Genomic DNA, 16,844 nt, shown 5'->3' on the forward strand with positions numbered 1-16,844 from the left:
GCCTTCACGCGAGGTCGGGACGTGCGATCAGCCAGAAGATTTTCCGGCCCTCTGCCATATCCTCACCCCAAGCTGCCGACGCCCGGCCATTCCACCGCCGGATGGCCGGCCAGCCGGTCGAGCAGGCGGTCGAGCAGATCCCAGATCGCCGCGTCGTGGACGCGGTGGTGGGTCAGCAGGCCGATGGGCTCGGCGGGAATGCGGCGCCCTTCCCGGCGGTCGCGCAGTTCGCGGCACAGCAGGTCGAGCAGGGCGTCGACCGGCACGGCGGAGCGGCTGCCGCGCCAGTCGATCAGGTCGAGGTGGGTGTTGATCCAGGCGATGCCGTCACGGGGTTCCGGCGACGGGCCGAAGGCGGAGACGGCGCGGTAGCCGGATGCCGACAGGCGGGCCGGCATGTCGGCGGCCATGCGGTTCCAGGGAGGGACGAACAGCGGCAGCAGGCGGTCGCCGAACAGGCCGCGCAGGGTGGAGAGGCCGCGCCCGGCCTCGGCCTGCCGGACCTCTGACGGGCGCTCCGGGCCGAATTCGCATTTCTTCCGGCCGGGGGCGGCATGATCGGTGTGGGACCAGCCATGGACCAGCGGGGTGACGTGCGCGTGGTCGGCAAGGGCCTCGGCGAGCGACGGTTCGGCATCGGCCGGGATGACGGCGAGGCCGAGCGGGATGCCGGCCTGGGCGCAGCGGGTCAGCAATCCGTCGAGCTGCGGGCTGGCGGCGACCGCGTCGTCGTCGCGCAGCCACAGCGGGCAGCGGCGGCCGAGGCCGGTCCAGCGGGCGAGTTCTTCGTCTACGGCGGTCCAGCTCGTCATGATGTCTTCTCCGCCAGCAGGGCTTCGACGATCTCGACGCTGCGTGCCGCACCGGCCAGCGCGGCGGGGCTGAGCGGCGGGATGCGGACGCCCAGCACGGACTGCAACGCGTGGGCGAGGCTGTCGGGGGTGAGGTCGGCCTCGCGCAGGGTGGCGATGCCGGGCTGGCGGGCCAGGATGGTGGCGCGGATGGTCTGCTCGACCTCCTTGCCGTCCTCGAAGGGACAGAAGACGCTGGGCACGCCGGCCGTCAGGCAATCGAGCGCGGTGTTGTAGCCGCAGCGGCCGACGCTGGCGGAGGCCCGGCCCAGCAGGGCGCGGAAGTCGGGACGCACCGGCTCCACCAGCAGGCGGTCGGGCGGGGCCAGGGCGCGCAGCCGGTCGGCCAGCGCCGCGTCGCCCTTCGCCACCAGGAGGCGCCAGCGCTGCGGCAGGGCGCCGGAGGCGGCACAAAGGGCAGCACATCGGGCTGCGGCCTCGAAGACCGGGCGGCCGACCGGGCCGCCGCCGGCGGTGACCAGGATCTCCCCCTGCCCGTCCGTGCCGTCGTCGGGAACGGGCGGCGGCGGCACGACGAAGCCGGTGTAGCGCAGCAGCGGCATCATCGCTCGCGTCAGCGGCCAGCTGTCCTCCAGCGGGATCAAAGCGGGGTCGGAATGGACCAGCACGCCGTCATAGAGGCGCAGCAGACGGTCTTCGGTCTCGGCCACCCGCTTGGACTTTGAGGGCGGGGCCAGGATGTCGCGGACCGAGGCCAGCGTCAGCGGCGGGCGCGGCAGGGCGCGGGCACGCTCCAGCAGGGCGTCGAACTCGGCGGCCAGCGCGCGGCGGCCGAAGGGGAAGAGTTCGGTGATCAGCACGTCGGGGCGGAGGCTGTCGAGCAGGCCGGTCAGCATCGCCCGCCGGGCGGCGAACAGGCCGGCGTCGGCGGGGGTGCCGTCGGCGCCCAGCAGGGTGGCGAAGTCGGCGCCGTCGCTCGCCAGCGCCGGCAACTGGTGCAGGGTGGCGGTGCCGGTTTCGAGATGCGGAGCGGGACGGCCGCCGCTGGCGACATCGACGCGCCAGCCGCGGGTGGTGAAGGCCTCGGCCAACGCCAGCGCGCGGCTGAGATGGCCGGTGCCGAGCAGATGGGTGACGGCGATCAGCAGCCTCATGACAGGCGCTCCCCCTCCGTGGGTCCGGTCGGGCGGAGCGTGCCGTCGGCGGCCAGCGCCATGGCGTAGAGGCGGTTGCGCTTGACCGGCACCGGCGGCGGGCCGCGGAAGTCCCAACCCCAGGCGAGCGCCAGCGCGACGCGCATCACGCCGATGTGGGTGACGATGAGGTGGGGGGGAGGTGTCTCCGCAGCGACAATCGCCCTCTCCCGCCCCGGGAGAGGGAGGGGCCCCGCGCCGGAGGCGTGGGGAGGGTGAGGGGTGGGGCGAGAATCAGGGACTGCATGGTTTCTTGGATCACCCCTCACCCTTCCCATGCTCTGCATGGGCCCCTTCCCTCTCCCGGGGCGGGAGAGGGAGTTCAACCACCCCGTCAGGCGTTCCCGCACGTCAGCGGGGCTTTCGCCGTTGGGGGGGCGGAAGTCCCAGCCCCACTGCTCCAGGTCGCGGTAGCCGCTGGCGGGGTCGGCGCGCAGGTCGCGGCCATGCAGGCCCTCCCAGGCGCCCCAGTCCATCTCGATCAGGCGCGGGTCGGTGTGGACGGGGCGGCCCTTGCCGAGAAGGCTGGCGGTCTCCACCGCGCGCGACAGCGGGCTGGCGTGCAGGGTGGCGTCGCGCCAGTCCGGCGGCAGGGTCAGGGCGGCGAGCTGTTCGCGGCTTTCCGGGGCGAGGGGAATGTCGGTGCGGCCCTGGATGCGGCCCTCGCGGTTCCAGGCGGTGATGCCGTGGCGCAGGAAAGCGAGGCGGATCATGACAGAAGGCCGGTCAGCAGGCCGCGCAGGCGTTCGGCGGCGGCGGTCAGGGCGTGGTGGGCCTCGACATGGGCGCGGGCGCTGCGGCCGAGGTCGCGCAGGGCGGTTGGGTCGGCCAGCAGGGCGGACAGGGCGGCGGCGAAATCCTCCGGGGCCGGGCCGGTCAGGCGGCCGCCGACGCCGTCGCGGATGACGGTGCCGGTGCCGGCATTGTCGATGGCGAGCACGGGCACGCCCTGGGCCTGCGCCTCCAGATAGACCATGCCGAAGGCCTCGTTCAGGCCGGGCCAGACCAGCAGGTCGGCGGTGCGGTAATGGCCGGCGAGGTCGGCGGGGGCGCAGGCGCCGTGCAGCGTCACCCGCGGGCCGAAGGGGGCGAACAGCGCCGCCACCTCCGCCGCCGCCGGGCCGGCGCCGACGATGTCGAGCGTCCAGGGCCGTGCCGCCACGAGCTGGAGGGCGTCGGCCAGCAGGCGGTAGGAGGCCAGCTTGTCGCCCGGCCGCATCATGGCGACGGTCAGCAGGCGGGGCGTCACGGTCGGCTCTCGGGCCTCCGGGGCCGGCGGCAGGTCGAGGAAGGGGGGCAGCATCGCCACCCGCTGGCCGGGCGGGCCATAGGCCTCCACCGCCTGCCGGTCGCGGGCGCTGACGCAGAGGACGAGGGCGGCGGCCTCGATGGCGGCCTCGGCGGCGGCGGCGAAGGCGGACCAGGGGCCGGTCAGGCGCTTGCGGGCGCGCGTCGCCTCCACCACGACATAGGGGATGCCGAGGCGGCGGGCGATCGCCGGGCCGATCAGGTCGGGCGCCTTGTAATAGACATGGTAGCTGAGCCACAGCGCCGGACGCCGCTCCGGCTCGGCGGCGTAGAGCGACAGCAGCCGGTCGCGTTCGGCGGCGGCAGCGGCGGTCAGGCGGGACTGCGCGGCGGGGTCGCCGGCACCGTCATAGACCCGCAGCCCGCTCGCCACCTCCACCGGTCCGGTCGCCTCCAGCGCCCGCAGGATCAGCCGCGCCATCTGGCGGTCGCCGGAGGGGACCGGGTGGTCGACCGGCTTCAGCGGGGCATAAAAGGCAATGCGCGGGAGGGTGCTTTGCGGGGCGGTCACGCCGCGGCCTCCTCCAGCCGGCGGACGAGGCGGTCGATGCCGGCGGTCATGCCGAACTCGGCGCAGAGCCGGCCATAGGCGGCGTCGGCCAGCCGCAGCCGCAGCGCCGGGTCGCCGGCGAGCCGTTCCAGCGCGGCGGCGATGGCGGGCGGGGTGCCGTCGGTCAGCAGGCCGTGGGTGCCGTCGGCGATGAATTCCGGGATGGCGGAAACGGCGGTGGAAAGGATGGCGAGGCGCTGGCTCGCCGCCTCCATAAGCACGTTGGGCAGGCCGTCGCGGTCGCCGTCGCCGGCCACCACGCTGGTCAGCACGAACAGGTCGGCATGGCGCAGCGCCTGGATCACCGTCGCCTGGTCCTGGGCGCCGCGCCACTCGATGCGGTCCGACACCCCCAGCCGCTCGGCCTGGGCGCGCAGGGCCTGCTTGAGGTCGCCGGAGCCGATATGGACCAGCCGCCAGTGCAGCCCGTCCGGCAGCGTCGCCAGCGCGTCGAGCAGCCGGTCATAGCCCTTCTTCTCCACCAGCCGGCCGACCGACAGGATCTCCACCACGCGGTCGGGGGCGGAGCCGTCGCGCTGCGCGGCGTCGCTGCGGTCCGGCGGGGCGGGGAAGCGCGAGAGGTCGAGGCCGTGATAGACGAGGTCGATGCGTGACGGGTCGGCGGCGAGATCGCGCAGATGGGCGGCCCCGACGGCGGTGCAGGTGGCGCCGAAGCGGGCGTCGGCCAGCTTCTCGCGCTTCTCCCACTCCGGCGTCGTCCAGATGTCCTTGGCGTGGGCGGAAAAACCCCAGCCGATGCCGCGGATCGACGCGGCATAGCGCCCGACCGAGGCCGGGGTGTGCAGGAAATGGGTGTAGAGGAAGGGCACGTCGGCCGGCAGCTCCGCCGCCAGCACCAGCGCCTGCCCGAAGCGGCGTCCGCGGTTGGCGGTGCGGTCGCGCTTCAGGTCACGCAGCCACCCCGCCGCGGTGCGCAGCAGGCCGGCCGGATGGCGCAGGATCAGGCGGCCGAGTGCGCGCAGCACGCGGGCCGGCTCGTCGCGCAGATATTCCGGCAGGTAATGGACCGGGGCGGTGATGCGGTCGTGCAGGGCGTGGCGGCGGCTGTCGGTGGGGTGGCGCAGCGACCAGATCGCCAGATCGATGCCGCGCTGCTGGAGGGCCAGAAGCTCCTGCGCGATGAAGGTCTCCGACAGTCGGGGATAGCCCTTCACCACCACGGCGATTTTCAACGGCAAACGGGTCGGCACGCCGGACAGCACACCGGACGGCACAGGGCGGCCGTCCTTCCCCAGTCCGGAATTCATGCGCGCTTGCCTGCCATGGCGCGGGACAGCCGTTCCGCCGCCCGGCGGATCGGGGTGACGGGGGTGGTGCGGGGGAGCACCGAGTCGGCCGCCAGCACCTCGCGTGTCAGGTCGACGATGCGCTCCAGCCCGCCGAGCAGGCCGGGCAGCGGGCTGGCCGAGGGCGGCGGCTGGTTGGGCAGCGCGCGGATGGCGTCGGCCATCGCCCGCGGGTCGGCGCCGTCGCGGTCGCTGTCCAGCGTGCGCAGCAGCCCGAGAGCCTCCGCCGCCTCGGCGCGGATGCGCTGTTCCAGCCGGGGGCGGGTGCGCGGGGCCAGCACCGACGGCTTGTCGAAGGACAGGATCTCGCAGAAGGTGTTGTAGCCGCCCATCGCCACCACGCCGACCGCGCCGGCATAGAGATCCTCCATGCGGGAATGGAAGTTGATGGTCTCCACCCTGCCCTTCAGCTGGCGGATGCGGGTGGCGAATTCCTGGCGGCGGGCGTCCTCCAGGAAGGGGCCGTAGACGATCAGGGCGCGGGGGACGAGGTCCGGATCGCTCTCGTAGGCGGCGATGGTCCAGTCGACCAGGGCAGCCCCGTCGCCGCCGCCGCCCGGCGTCACCAGCACGTAGGGGCCCGTCATCGGGCAGTCCGCGGCCTGGACGGCGCCGCCGCCCTCCGTCGGCTCGCGCTTCAGATAGCCGGTGTAGCGCAGCCGCGCCGCGATCTCCGCCGGCAGGTCGAGACCGTCCAGCGGGCGGTAGACCTCCGGCAGGCCGTAGATCCAGAGCTGGTCGTAATAGCGTTCGATGGCGGCGACCGCCTCCTTGCGCTCCCACTCCGGCTGGAGAGCCTCGGGCGCGTCCAGAACGTCGCGCAGGCCCAGCACGATGCGGGTGTTGCCGCTGGCCCGCATCTCGTCCAGCGCCGGCAGGAATTCGCCGTGCAGGCCGGTCGGCTCCTTGTCGACGATGGCCAGCGTCGGGCGGAAGGCGCGGGCGGTGGCGCGGATGATCTCCGCCCGGATCGCGGTGGTCTCCTCGATCGGCAGGCCGAGGTTGCGGGCGGTGTAGCCGCCGTCGGGCTGCTTCACCACGCCGGGCAGGCGCACATGGTCGACCCGCTCCGGAAAGTCGAAGCGGCCGGCGACCGGCGAGCCGGTGAGGATCAGCGCGGAGGCGTCGGGAAAGGCCGACACCAGGGCCTGGGCAATCGTCCGCGACCGCCGCAGATGGCCGAGCCCGAAGGTGTCGTGGCTGTAGAGCAGGATGCGCGGCGGCGTCCGGTCGGGATGGAGGGACCGAAGGGGCGGCTGTGGCTGGTGCATGCTCGGACACTCCGCTTCAGCAATGCTTCGGAACCGACAATCCGTTGCGGAACAGATCGCTGTGCTTGTCTTTGGAACCGGTTCGGCGCCGGTGGTTGCGGGGTCGTCCAGGCACCGGCGGCAAGGCTCCAGCCTGGAAAGAACCCCTCACATGGATTTTGCCGCGCATCAATATGACTTCCGGCCGGGTAAGAGCAACGCATCTATGCGCTGTGATATATATGAGCGCCGGACAGGCCGCCAGCCGGCTTGCAGCGGCGATGACGGGTCAGTCGCCATGATAGGGATCCAGAGCGTCGCGCAGGCCGTCGCCGAAGAAGTTGAAGGACAAGACCACCAGGATCACCGGGAGCATCGGCAATGACACCCAGGGATAGGTTTCCACGGCCATGAGGTTCTGGGCGTCGTTCAGCATCACCCCCCAGCTGGTTGCCGGCGGGCGCAGGCCTAACCCCAGGAAGGACAGCGCCGTTTCGCCGAGGATCATCGCCGGGATCGACAGGGTGGCGCTGGCGAGCAGGTGGCTGGCGAAGTTGGGCAGCAGATGGCGGCGGATGATGCGCGCCGGGCTGGCGCCCATCAGCTCCGCCGCCATGACGAAATCCTCCTCGCGCAGAGCCAGGAAGCGCGAGCGCACGGCGCGTGCCAGCGACGGCCAGTCGAGCAGGCCGAGGATGACGGAGATGCAGAGGAACACCGTCACCGGGCTCCATTGCGCCGGCACCGCGGCGGACAGCGCCAGCCACAGCGGCAGTTCCGGCAGGGATTTCAGGATTTCCGACAGGCGCTGCACCCCGGCGTCGATCCAGCCGCCGAAATAGCCGGCCATGCCGCCCAGCGTGATGCCGATGGCGAAGGACACCGCGATGCCCAGCAGCCCGACGGTCAGCGACAGCTGCGCCCCGATGGCGAGCCGTGACAGCATGTCGCGTCCCAGCCGGTCGGTGCCCAGCAGATGCAGCGAGGCCCCCGGCGGCGCGCAGACCAGCCGGACCCGCGATTCGACCAGACCGAGGAAGCGGTAGGGCGCGCCGGGGCAGAGGAATTGCAGCGGCATCGGCCGGCTCTCATCGGTCTCGTAGCGCCAGCGATAGTCCTTCAGGTCGGGCCGCCCGGTGGTCGGGTAGACGAAGGGGCCGATGAGCTGGCCCTCGTGGAACAGGTGGACGCCTTGGGGCGGGGCGTAGAGATGCTCCACGTCGCGCTCGTTGGCGCCGTAGGGCGCCAGGAAATCGACGAAGGGCAGGCTGAGATAGGACAGGCCCAGGAACAGCGCCCCCAGCACCGCCAGCCGGTGGCGCAGGAAACGGCGCAGCATCAGCCGCCCGGTCGAGGCGTTGGCGTCGAAGCGGGTGGCCGGGGCGTCCGCCGCGGCCGGATCGGGATAGGGCCGGTCGTCGACGTAATGCTCCCAACTGCCGCCCGTGCCGCCGCCCGTGACCGGAGCCTTCATGCCCTCGCCTTTCATGCCCCCCTCTTTCATGACTGGGCCTTCCTCGCCTTGCCGAGGCGGATGCGGGGGTCGAGCAGGGCGAGCGCGATGTCGGAGACCAGCATGCCGACCAGCACCAGGAGCGAGATGAACATCAGGATGAAGCCGGACAGGAAGATGTCCTGCGCCCGCAGCGCCTCCAGCAGGGCCGGCCCGATGGTCGGCAGGCTGAGCACGACGGAGATCAGCACCGATCCCGACACCAGCGAGGGCAGCAGCGAGCCGATGTCGGAGACGAAGGGGTTCAGCGCCATGCGCAGCGGATAGCGGGTCAGCCGGCGCAGCGGCGGCACGCCCTTGGCCTTGGCGGTGACGACATAGGGCTTGCCCAGCTCGTCCAGCAAATTGGCGCGCAGGCGGCGCACCATGGCGGCGGTGCCGGACAGGCCGATGACGATGGTCGGGATGATCAGGTGCTCCAGCACCGAGCCGGCCTTGGCCCAGCTGAGCGGCTGGTCCTCATACTGCGCATCGACCAGCCCGCCGATGGGCAGGCCGAGCCATTTCTGGCCGTAATAGAGCAGGATCAGCGCCAGCAGGAAGTTGGGCGTCGCCAGCCCGATGTAGCCGACGGCGGCGGCGAGGTAATCGACCCAGCTGTTGGCGCGGATCGCCGCCAGCGCCCCCAGCGGGAAGGACACCAGATAGACGAACAGCACGGCGGCGAGGTTGAGGATGACGGTGAACCACAGCGTCTCCCCCACCACCGCGGCCACCGGCTTGTTGAACTCGAAGGACCAGCCGAGATCGCCCTGGAGCAGGCCGTGGAAGCCGTTCGGCCCCGGCCAGACGCCGATCCAGATCAGGTACTGCTCGGCCAGCGGGCGGTCGAGCGCATATTCGTGGCGCAGGAACTCCGCCTTCGCCAGCCCGGCCTCCTGGCCGGTGGCGCGCAGCTCGGCGATCTGGTTGGACAGGTAATCGCCGGGCGGCAGGTTGATGACGGTGAAGATCAGCATCGACACCACGAACAGCGTCGGCACCATCACCAGCAGGCGGTGCAGGATGAAGCGCAGCATGGCCGTCAGTCCTCCCCGCGGTGGATGCCGACCGGCTCGGGATCGGCCGGGCGGGCGTCGGTGAAGTAGAACTCGTCGGGGCGGTAGACGCCGAGATAGGCGCCGGGGTCCCACAGCCACAGCCCCTTGTCGGGGATGTTGCGCAGGCGGTTCGATACCGCGATGGGCTGCGGCGTCTTCGACACCACGCCGATGGCGAAGATCTGGTCGGCATGAATGTCGAGCAGGGCCGACCACAGGGCGCGGCGCTCGGTCTCGTCGGTGGTGTGGCGCCAGCGCCGGGCGATGTCCATCAGCTCCTGCGGGATCGGCATGTCGATGGGTTCGCCGGCGCTGCCGGAGGTCTGGTAATACTGCCCCCATTTCGGCCAGCTGAAATTCTCCTGCGTCATCGGGGCCAGCTCCTCCGGACTGCTGTCGGGGTCGGGGATGCCGTTGTCCCAGCCGCCCCACACCGCCATCATCGTCTGGCCGGCATAGACCCGGTTGCGCAGCACGTCGCGGTCGACCGTGCGCATCAGCAGCCGCACGCCGATGTCGCGCCAGGTCTCCGCGATGATCTGCATCGCGTCGGAGATTTCCGGCTTCTCGCCCGATGTCTCGACGATCACCTCCAGCGGACGGCCGTCCGGCAGCTCGCGGTACAGCTCGCCGCGCTTGCGCTTCAGCCCGATCTCGTCCAGCAGGGCCGACGCCTGTTTCGGGTCGTAGCCGGTCCACACCCCCTTGCGTTCCGGCTTGAACAGCGGGCTGCCCGGCAGCACGTCGACGCCGCTTTCCTGGGCCAGCCCGAAGAAGAGCGAGCGGTTGACGATGCGGCGGTCGATCGCCATCGACAGGGCGCGGCGGAAGCGCACGTCGCGCAGCAGGGTGCGCCATACCGGGTCGTTGTAGTTCAGGTTGGGGTAGAGGGCGATTTCCGCCGCCTTGCCCTCCGGCCACAGCAGGGTGCGGTAGTCGGCCTGCTTTTCCCCCGACACCAGCACCGGCACCTGCGAGAAGGTCAGCCCCTCGGCCTGGAGGTCGGCCTTGCCGGTGGCGACCTGGGCCGGGATCAGCCCGCCGCCCATCACCGTCACGTCCAGCCCGTCGGCATAGGGAAGCTGCACGCCGCGCCGGTCGAAGCGGTGGTAGTAGGGGTTGCGCTGGAACAGCAGGTGGTTGCCGGTGCCCTTCGAGACCGCCATCCAGGGCTGGAGCGTCGGCTGGTCCGGGTTCTCCATCCGGAACATGTCGTCCAGCGCGTTGTGCAGGGCCGCCCAGTTGCGGACCTTGTATCTGGCGAGCAGCGGCGCCAGCTCCGCCTCGCTGGTGTAGCGGGCGTGGTAGCGCTTCAGGTAATGGGCCGGCCGGTAGATGAAGGGCGGCCGGGCGGCGGCCAGCGTCGGCAGGAAATAGGGGTTCGGCTCGTCCCAGTGGAAGCGGGCGGTGACGGCGTCGGGGAAGCTGACCTCAGGCGGCTTGCCGTCCACCAGCATGAAGCGCGGCGGGCCGGAGGGCGACAGCATCGGGTTGTTGGCGATGTCCTCCCACCAGTAGCGGATGTCGTCGCTGGTGAAGGGGGCGCCGTCGGACCAGCGGTGGCCGGCCCGCAGGGTCAGGGTGAAGTCGCGGCCGTCGACGACCTGCACGTCCTTCAGGATGTCGGGCACGATCTCCCGCTTGGCGGTGTAGCCGACCAGCCGGGCATAGCCGTAGAGCACGGCGATGCGGCTGTTGCGCCGCTGGGTGATGAAGGTGCGGATCCAGCCGCCGGACAGGCCGAGGTCGCGGCCCTTGCCCTCCACATCGACGATCAGCGGCTCGTCCGGCATGCGCTGGCGGACGGGGGGGATGAGGCCGTAGCGCACCTGATCGCGCAGCATCGGCGGATCCTGCGGCGTGAAGGCGGCGGCCGGGGTGGTGATGAGGAGGATGAGGAGGGTGAGGAGTGAGGCCCACTTCCCTCTTGGGACTCCCTCTCCCGCCCCGGGAGAGGGAAGGGGCCCATGCGGAGCATGGGAAGGGTGAGGGGTTAGGCACGAAGCCATTCGGTTCGGGGCCATGCGGTTCAGGATGCTTGGAATACCCCTCACCCACCCCGCCGCGAAGCGGCGGGGCCCCCCCCTCTCCCGGGGCGGGAGAGGGCGATTCAGGTGCGGCATGCGAAAGAGCGTCCTCATGCCGCCCGCCTCACGAAATGACCGGGAGCCGCTTCCACCAGCGGGGGCGGGGCGCCGTCGGGGGTGGGGCGGAAGGGTTCGGGCCACAGGTCGGGGCGGCCGGCGCCCAAGGCCACGGTGGCGACGTCGATGGGACGGTTCACGTCCGGCTCCGGCGAGGCGGCGATCAGCGCGCGGGTGTAGGGATGCAGCGGGGCGGAGAACAGGATGGCGGGCGGCGCCTCCTCCATCACCCGGCCGGCGCGCATCACCGCCACACGGTCGGCCAGCCGCGCCACCACCGCCAGATCGTGCGAGATGAACATCAGGCTGAGGCCGAGCCGCTGCTTGATCGATTCCAAGAGGTCGAGAACCTGCGCCTGGACCGACACGTCGAGCGCCGAGGTCGGCTCGTCGCAGATCAGCAGCTGCGGGTCGAGCGCCAGGGCGCGGGCGATGCCGATGCGCTGGCGCTGGCCGCCGGAGAAGGCGTGCGGATAGCGGTTGGCCCAGGCGGGATCGAGCCCGACCTGCGCCATCAGCGCCCGCACCCGCTCGCGGCCCTCGCCGCGGCCGCAGACGCCGTGGATCGCCAGCGGCTCGGCGATGATCTCGCCGACGCTCATCCGGGGGCTGAGCGAGGCGTAGGGGTCCTGGAACACCATCTGGGCCCGGCGGCGGTAGGCGGTCAGCTCCGGCCCGGCGGCGGAAAGGAGGTCGAGCGGCGGTTCCCCGGCGGATGCCCGGAACAGCAGGCGGCCACCGGGATCCGGCCGCTCCGCCAGCATGGCCAGCCGCGCCAGCGTCGTCTTGCCCGATCCTGACTCGCCGACGATGGCCAGCGTCTCGCCGCGGCCGACCGACAGGTCGACGCCGGCCAGGGCGCGGATGCGGACATTGCCGCGTTCGTAGGTCTTGGCGACGCCGTGGAACTCCAGGATGGGGTCGTGCACGGCGCCGTTGCCTTGCGCGCAGGTCGTTTCCGGGATGGAGGGGGCGGCGGCCATCAGCTTGCGGGTGTAGCCGTGCAGCGGCCGGCCGAGAACGTCGGCGCAAGATCCCGATTCCATCACCCGGCCGGCGCGCATCACCACCACGGCGTCGGCCATGTTGGCGACGACGCCCAGATCGTGGGTGACCAGCAGCACCGCCATGCCGGTTTCGCCCTGCAACTCCTTGATCAGGGCCAGCACCTGGGCCTGGAGCGTCACGTCCAGCGCGGTGGTCGGTTCGTCGGCGATCAGCAGCTGCGGGCGGGCGACCATCGCCATGGCGATCATCGCGCGCTGGCGCAGGCCGCCCGACAGCTGGAACGGATAGGAACGGAAGGCGCGGACCGGATCGGGGAAGCCCACCCGCTCGAACATGGCGAGGCAGCGGTCGCGGGCGCTCGTCCGGTTGCAGTTGCCGTGCAGCCGCAGCACTTCCATCGTCTGGTCGCCGATGGTGTGGAGCGGCGACAGCGCGCTCATCGGTTCCTGGAAGATCATCGAGATGCGGCTGCCGCGGATGTCGCGCAGGCCGGACGGCGACAGGCGCAGCAGGTCGACCGCCTCTGCACCATGACCGAACAGGATCGAGCCGCCGGCGACCGTCGCCCCGCGCGGCAGGATGCCGAGGATGCTGCGGCAGGTCAGCGTCTTGCCCGAGCCGGACTCGCCGACCAGCGCCACGCTCTGCCCGCCGCCGATGGAGAAGCCGACGCCGTCGACCACCGGATGGGGGGCGTTGCGGAAGCGGATCGTCAGGCCCTCAACCTTCAGCATCTTTGCGTCTCCAGGCGAAATGCCCTCTCCCGCCCCGGGAGAGGGAGGGGACCCGCCGCAAAGCGGTGGGGAGGGTGAGGGGCAAAGTGGACATGGATCATCAATCCTTGCCTCACCCCTCACCCTTCCCAGGCTCCGCCTGGGCCCCTTCCCTCTCCCGGGGCGGGAGAGGGATTTGGGGAGCCGGAGGCGGGACGGCCGGGGCTTCGCTGGTCAGGCGCTTGCCGATCTGCTGGATCACCCGCATCGGCAGGTCCGGCGCCGCCGACAGCAGGCGCAGCATGGTGGCGCCGTCCAGCCGCAGCAGCCGCAGGTCGGTGCGCGCCCGGAAGCTGGAGAAGCGCCGCACGCCGGCCAGAAGCTCCAGCTCGCCGATCACCTCCGGCGGCTTGATGTAGGCGATGTGCAGGTGCGGCTGGTCGTCCGGCATCAGCCGCACCTGCTCGACCTCCCCTTCCGCCAGCACGAAGGCGAATTCCGACGATTCGCCGCTGCGGTAGATGAAGTCGCCGGCCGCCACCGTGCGCCATTCCGACGCCGCCAGCAGCCGGCGCAGCACCGTTTCCGGCAGGTCGGAGAAGACGGGAGAGCGCGACAGCAGGCGCAGCGCCGGCTCGTCGGTCCCCTCCCCGTCCCCCGGCACGGTGTCCTCGTCCTGGTCGGCGCCGTTCTGGCCGCGCCGGACCAGCCGGCCCTCCTCCAGATCGTAGAGCGCGTCGAAGGCGGGATTGTCGGAAATCCGTTCCTCCAGCACGATCAGCGTCATGGTCGGCAGCAGCTCCTTCATGGCCTGGAAGATGCGCAGCCGCTCCTCCGGATCGTAGCTGTTGAGCGCCTGATAGATGACGAAGATGTCGGGCTTCTTCATCAGCCCGCGGATCAGCTGCACGCGCTGGCGCACGCTGATCGGCAGCAGCGAGCCGCCGATGCCGACCTCGCCCAGCGCTACCAGGATCAGCACGAAGGCCCGCGCGTCGGTCCGTTCCAGCGCCTCGTCCACCAAGGCCCGCAGCTGGGTGATGGCGCGCGGATCCTCGGTGGTGATGCGGCCGAACAGAAGGTTGTCCATCACGTTCAGGCGCGGGTGGTAGAGGTCGGGGTCGAAGACGGCGACCTTGTCGCGCAGCTCGTGCGGCATGTCGTCGAGCAGGCGGCGGCGGATCGCCATGATCGCCTCGCGCTCCTGCGGCGGAGCGAAGTCCATGCCGTCGCGCTTGGGCACGATCATCAGGAACATGGTGGCGAACAGCAGCGTGTCGGCCTCCTGATGGCGGCGCTGCGGCCGTTCGGACCGGCGCTTCAGCCGGGTGACCGCCTCAACCAGCTCTTCGAACAGGGCGTCGTCGATGTGCGGGTAGCGCATGATCATGACGTCGCCGTCGTCGCTGTCGCGATAGACGCCGACCACCCGCATGGCGAAGCGGCGGCCGGTCCGCACCGCGGCGTCCCACAGCCCGTGCGCCTCCATCAGGGCGCGGACGGTGGGGTTGCAGACCATGCGGGCGACCGTCAGCCGCTTGCCGTCGGGCAGGCCGAACAGCATGTTCTCGGCAAGGCTGGCATAGGGGTTGAAGCGGTCGCGCTCGAAGCGGGCCAGCAGCGTGTCCATCCCGCGTTCGCTGATGGCGTCGCGCAGCCAGTGGCGGGCGCGCAGCAGCGGCTGGGCGACGAAGGGGTAATCGTCGGGGTCGAACACCTCGCGCAGGCCGCGCTGGTAGACCGCGCCCTCGCCGCCGGTGGCGGCCAGACACTGCATGAACCAGGGGCGCAGGCTGGTCCAGTCGGTGGCGCCGATCATGCCGAAATCGGTCCAGATCCCGTCCATGCTGTCGGTGGAGTTGCCCGACGCCTCGGCCTCGACGATCTCGCGGCGGCGGGCCGGGGTCATGCTGTCCGGATCGTCGGCTGGCGGGCGGTGGCGCAGGCCGTAGGTGATGTTCTGCATCATGCTGCCGGTGAACATGCGCGGTTCCGGGCTGGCATAGGCCATGCGGCGGCCCAGCAGATCCAGCGGCAGCTCGTCCAGTGTGCGGTCGCCGATGGTGATCCGGCCGGAGGTCGGCGGCGACAGCCGCACCAGCACCTCGGCCAGACGGCGCAGCGCCAGCGCGTTGGTGCCGGCGATGCCGACGATGGCGCCCGGCGGCACTTCCAGCGACAGGCGTTGCAGCATGCGGTCGCCGTATTCGTTGGCCCAGGTCACCGCCTCCAGCCGCAGCGGCGCCTTCAGGTCGGCAGGGGTGGCGGGCGACGGCGCGGCCCAGTCGAACAGGAAGGGGGGAGAGAACTGCTCGGCGATCTGCTCGTACTTGATCTGGGCGTCGATCATGTTCTGGTAATAGTCGAGCAGCTCCTTCCAGGGTGCCGTCAGGTCCTTGAAGGCGGAGAGCGCGGCCACCAGGGCGCCGATGGTCATGTTGCCGTGCAGGACCAGATAGCCGCCGATGGAGAACAGGAAGAAGGGCGTGATCTGATTGATGAAGTTATTCAGGAACTTGACGAAATACTTGCGCTTGTAGATCTCCAGCCTGATCCAGTAGATGCTGCCGAGGAACTGCGAGAATTCGGCCAGCACGTAGCGGACGGTGCCGTTGACGCGGACCTCGCGGATGTTCTCGACGCTTTCGCCGATGCGCTCGGACAGCTGGCGGACCTTGCGCACCCGCTCCTTGCCCAGCAGCTTCACCTTCAGCTGGAGCTTCGGGATGATGTAGGCCTGCACCGGGATGAGGGCGACCGACACCAGACCGATGGTCGGCTGCTGGATGAACAGGAACAGCAGGATGGTGAGCATCGTGCCGCCCTGGTAGAGCGGCTGGGCGAAGGAGTCGCCGATGAAGCCGGCCAGCGGCTCGGTCTCCGACGCGACGGTGGAGATCAGCTCCCCCTGGCTGACCTTGGAGAAATGCGGCAGCGGGAAGCGCAGCATGCGGTCGAGCAGGATGAAGCGCAGGCGCCGCACCTGCCGTTCACCGACCACGCCCTTGAAGGTGTTGATCCGCATCTTGAAGGCGCCGTTGGCGAGCACCAGCGCCAGGAAGGTGAAGCAAAGCACCAGAAGGTAGGTCACCGGCCCCATGGCGACGCCGAAGATCTCGCGTTCCGGCTGGGGATCCGACAAGGCCCGGTTGATGATGATCTTCGGCAGTTCCAGCGAGGCGTAGAGCACCGGGAAGGAGGCGACCGTCAACAGGGCGAGCAGGATCTGCTGCCGCCCGCTGTGCTTCCAAATGAACTGAAAAATGTTGCGGTTCATCAATGGCCTTCAGCGTCGCGGCCTTCAGCGTCGCAGCCGTCGCCGGCCGCCCCTGTCATGCTGCGGAGGATGAGGGGAAATAAATTGGCGTGGCCCGGTCCGTTTTCCAACGGTGCTTTTGCCATCCTCCCCGCTTCGCTCAGCTTTCCACCCTCCAGGCATGGTAGGTCCAGCGCTCGTCGGCCGGCAGGTCGAGCCGGGTCCAGTTGGGCCGGTCCAGCGGCCGGTCGGACAGCACGACGCCGCCGGGCAGCACCAGCGCATCGATCAGCGGCGCCAGCCACGCCGCCTGCGCGGCGTCATGGTTGCGGTCGGTGCTGCCGAAATCGGCATGGGCCAGCCGGGCGCAGCGGCCGAACCGCTCCGCCGCCGCCGGCATGGTCTCCTTGAAATCGCCGACGAACAGGCGGTCCTCGTCGGGCGTCAGCTCCGGCGGCACGCGGACCCACATGTCGAAGACCAGGATGTCGCGCGGCGGGAACAGGTGGCGCAGATGGTCGAAGGTGCGGCCCTTGCCCAGGCCGACCTCCAGCACCAGACCGTCGCGGCCGGCGACGGCCCGCTCCGCCCAGGCCAGCGCGTTGCGCTGCACCGTCATGCGGTCGATCATCCGGTCGAGCAGCGACCGGCTCTCGGCCTTGCCCGCATTTTCGCCACCACCAGCACCGGCCGCCATCGGCCCTCTCCCCTTGCCAAACGCCCGAACGGCACGGGTGCAGTGTGGAAGTC

Annotated in this window: 12 protein-coding genes; all 12 read right to left on the reverse strand. The window is 70.9% G+C overall.

Annotated features, from left to right (window positions below):
- Positions 1-62 precede the first annotated feature (62 nt).
- A complete protein-coding gene (locus VH569_RS05455) occupies positions 63-812 on the reverse strand; it encodes a polysaccharide deacetylase family protein (protein WP_423314471.1) in 750 nt (249 codons plus the stop codon).
- Complete coding sequence (locus tag VH569_RS05460) at positions 809-1,966, reverse strand: glycosyltransferase family protein (RefSeq protein ID WP_423314472.1); 1,158 nt, start codon at positions 1,964-1,966, stop codon at positions 809-811. Before VH569_RS05460 ends, VH569_RS05455 begins: the two co-directional genes overlap by 4 nt.
- The gene (locus VH569_RS05465; protein ID WP_423314473.1) at positions 1,963-2,718 is read right to left on the reverse strand and encodes a histidine phosphatase family protein; all 756 of its coding nucleotides are present in this window, start codon (positions 2,716-2,718) and stop codon (positions 1,963-1,965) included. The genes VH569_RS05460 and VH569_RS05465 overlap by 4 nt, the downstream gene beginning before the upstream one ends.
- The gene (locus VH569_RS05470) at positions 2,715-3,824 is read right to left on the reverse strand and encodes a glycosyltransferase family 4 protein (RefSeq protein WP_423314474.1); all 1,110 of its coding nucleotides are present in this window, start codon (positions 3,822-3,824) and stop codon (positions 2,715-2,717) included. Before VH569_RS05470 ends, VH569_RS05465 begins: the two co-directional genes overlap by 4 nt.
- Positions 3,821-5,131 carry a glycosyltransferase family 4 protein gene (locus VH569_RS05475; RefSeq protein ID WP_423314475.1) on the reverse strand — a complete coding sequence of 437 codons (1,311 nt, stop codon included), beginning with the start codon at positions 5,129-5,131 and terminating at the stop codon, positions 3,821-3,823. The genes VH569_RS05470 and VH569_RS05475 overlap by 4 nt, the downstream gene beginning before the upstream one ends.
- On the reverse strand, positions 5,128-6,441 hold the full coding sequence (locus VH569_RS05480; protein WP_423314476.1) for a glycosyltransferase family protein: 1,314 nt from the start codon (positions 6,439-6,441) through the stop codon (positions 5,128-5,130). The genes VH569_RS05475 and VH569_RS05480 overlap by 4 nt, the downstream gene beginning before the upstream one ends.
- A gap of 268 nt (positions 6,442-6,709) precedes the next feature.
- Positions 6,710-7,894 carry an ABC transporter permease gene (locus VH569_RS05485; RefSeq protein ID WP_423314477.1) on the reverse strand — a complete coding sequence of 395 codons (1,185 nt, stop codon included), beginning with the start codon at positions 7,892-7,894 and terminating at the stop codon, positions 6,710-6,712.
- Between the two features lie 26 nt (positions 7,895-7,920).
- Positions 7,921-8,952: an ABC transporter permease gene (locus tag VH569_RS05490; protein WP_376966432.1), complete on the reverse strand. Its 1,032-nt coding sequence runs from the start codon at positions 8,950-8,952 to the stop codon at positions 7,921-7,923.
- 5 nt (positions 8,953-8,957) lie between these two features.
- Complete coding sequence (locus VH569_RS05495) at positions 8,958-10,817, reverse strand: ABC transporter substrate-binding protein (protein ID WP_423314478.1); 1,860 nt, start codon at positions 10,815-10,817, stop codon at positions 8,958-8,960.
- Between the two features lie 293 nt (positions 10,818-11,110).
- On the reverse strand, positions 11,111-12,859 hold the full coding sequence (locus VH569_RS05500) for a dipeptide ABC transporter ATP-binding protein (protein ID WP_423314479.1): 1,749 nt from the start codon (positions 12,857-12,859) through the stop codon (positions 11,111-11,113).
- 112 nt (positions 12,860-12,971) lie between these two features.
- Complete coding sequence (locus VH569_RS05505; RefSeq protein ID WP_423314480.1) at positions 12,972-16,115, reverse strand: ABC transporter transmembrane domain-containing protein; 3,144 nt, start codon at positions 16,113-16,115, stop codon at positions 12,972-12,974.
- 139 nt (positions 16,116-16,254) lie between these two features.
- Entirely contained in the window at positions 16,255-16,791 is a 537-nt protein-coding gene (locus VH569_RS05510) for a class I SAM-dependent methyltransferase (protein ID WP_423314481.1), read from the reverse strand.
- Positions 16,792-16,844 lie beyond the last annotated feature (53 nt).

This window comes from Azospirillum sp. 11R-A (assembly GCF_049472615.1).
Taxonomy (GTDB): domain Bacteria; phylum Pseudomonadota; class Alphaproteobacteria; order Azospirillales; family Azospirillaceae; genus Azospirillum; species Azospirillum palustre.

What these genes read in the sequence shown, in the direction of transcription:
- VH569_RS05460 (WP_423314472.1), bottom strand. Translation starts at nt 1,966, where the DNA reads ATGAGGCTGCTGATCGCCGTCACCCATCTGCTCGGCACCGGCCATCTC.
- VH569_RS05465 (WP_423314473.1), bottom strand. Translation starts at nt 2,718, where the DNA reads ATGATCCGCCTCGCTTTCCTGCGCCACGGCATCACCGCCTGGAACCGC.
- VH569_RS05485 (WP_423314477.1), bottom strand. Translation starts at nt 7,894, where the DNA reads ATGAAGGCTCCGGTCACGGGCGGCGGCACGGGCGGCAGTTGGGAGCAT.
- VH569_RS05480 (WP_423314476.1), bottom strand. Translation starts at nt 6,441, where the DNA reads ATGCACCAGCCACAGCCGCCCCTTCGGTCCCTCCATCCCGACCGGACG.
- VH569_RS05495 (WP_423314478.1), bottom strand. Translation starts at nt 10,817, where the DNA reads ATGCTGCGCGATCAGGTGCGCTACGGCCTCATCCCCCCCGTCCGCCAG.
- VH569_RS05475 (WP_423314475.1), bottom strand. Translation starts at nt 5,131, where the DNA reads ATGAATTCCGGACTGGGGAAGGACGGCCGCCCTGTGCCGTCCGGTGTG.
- VH569_RS05500 (WP_423314479.1), bottom strand. Translation starts at nt 12,859, where the DNA reads ATGCTGAAGGTTGAGGGCCTGACGATCCGCTTCCGCAACGCCCCCCAT.
- VH569_RS05505 (WP_423314480.1), bottom strand. Translation starts at nt 16,115, where the DNA reads ATGAACCGCAACATTTTTCAGTTCATTTGGAAGCACAGCGGGCGGCAG.
- VH569_RS05455 (WP_423314471.1), bottom strand. Translation starts at nt 812, where the DNA reads ATGACGAGCTGGACCGCCGTAGACGAAGAACTCGCCCGCTGGACCGGC.
- VH569_RS05510 (WP_423314481.1), bottom strand. Translation starts at nt 16,791, where the DNA reads ATGGCGGCCGGTGCTGGTGGTGGCGAAAATGCGGGCAAGGCCGAGAGC.
- VH569_RS05490 (WP_376966432.1), bottom strand. Translation starts at nt 8,952, where the DNA reads ATGCTGCGCTTCATCCTGCACCGCCTGCTGGTGATGGTGCCGACGCTG.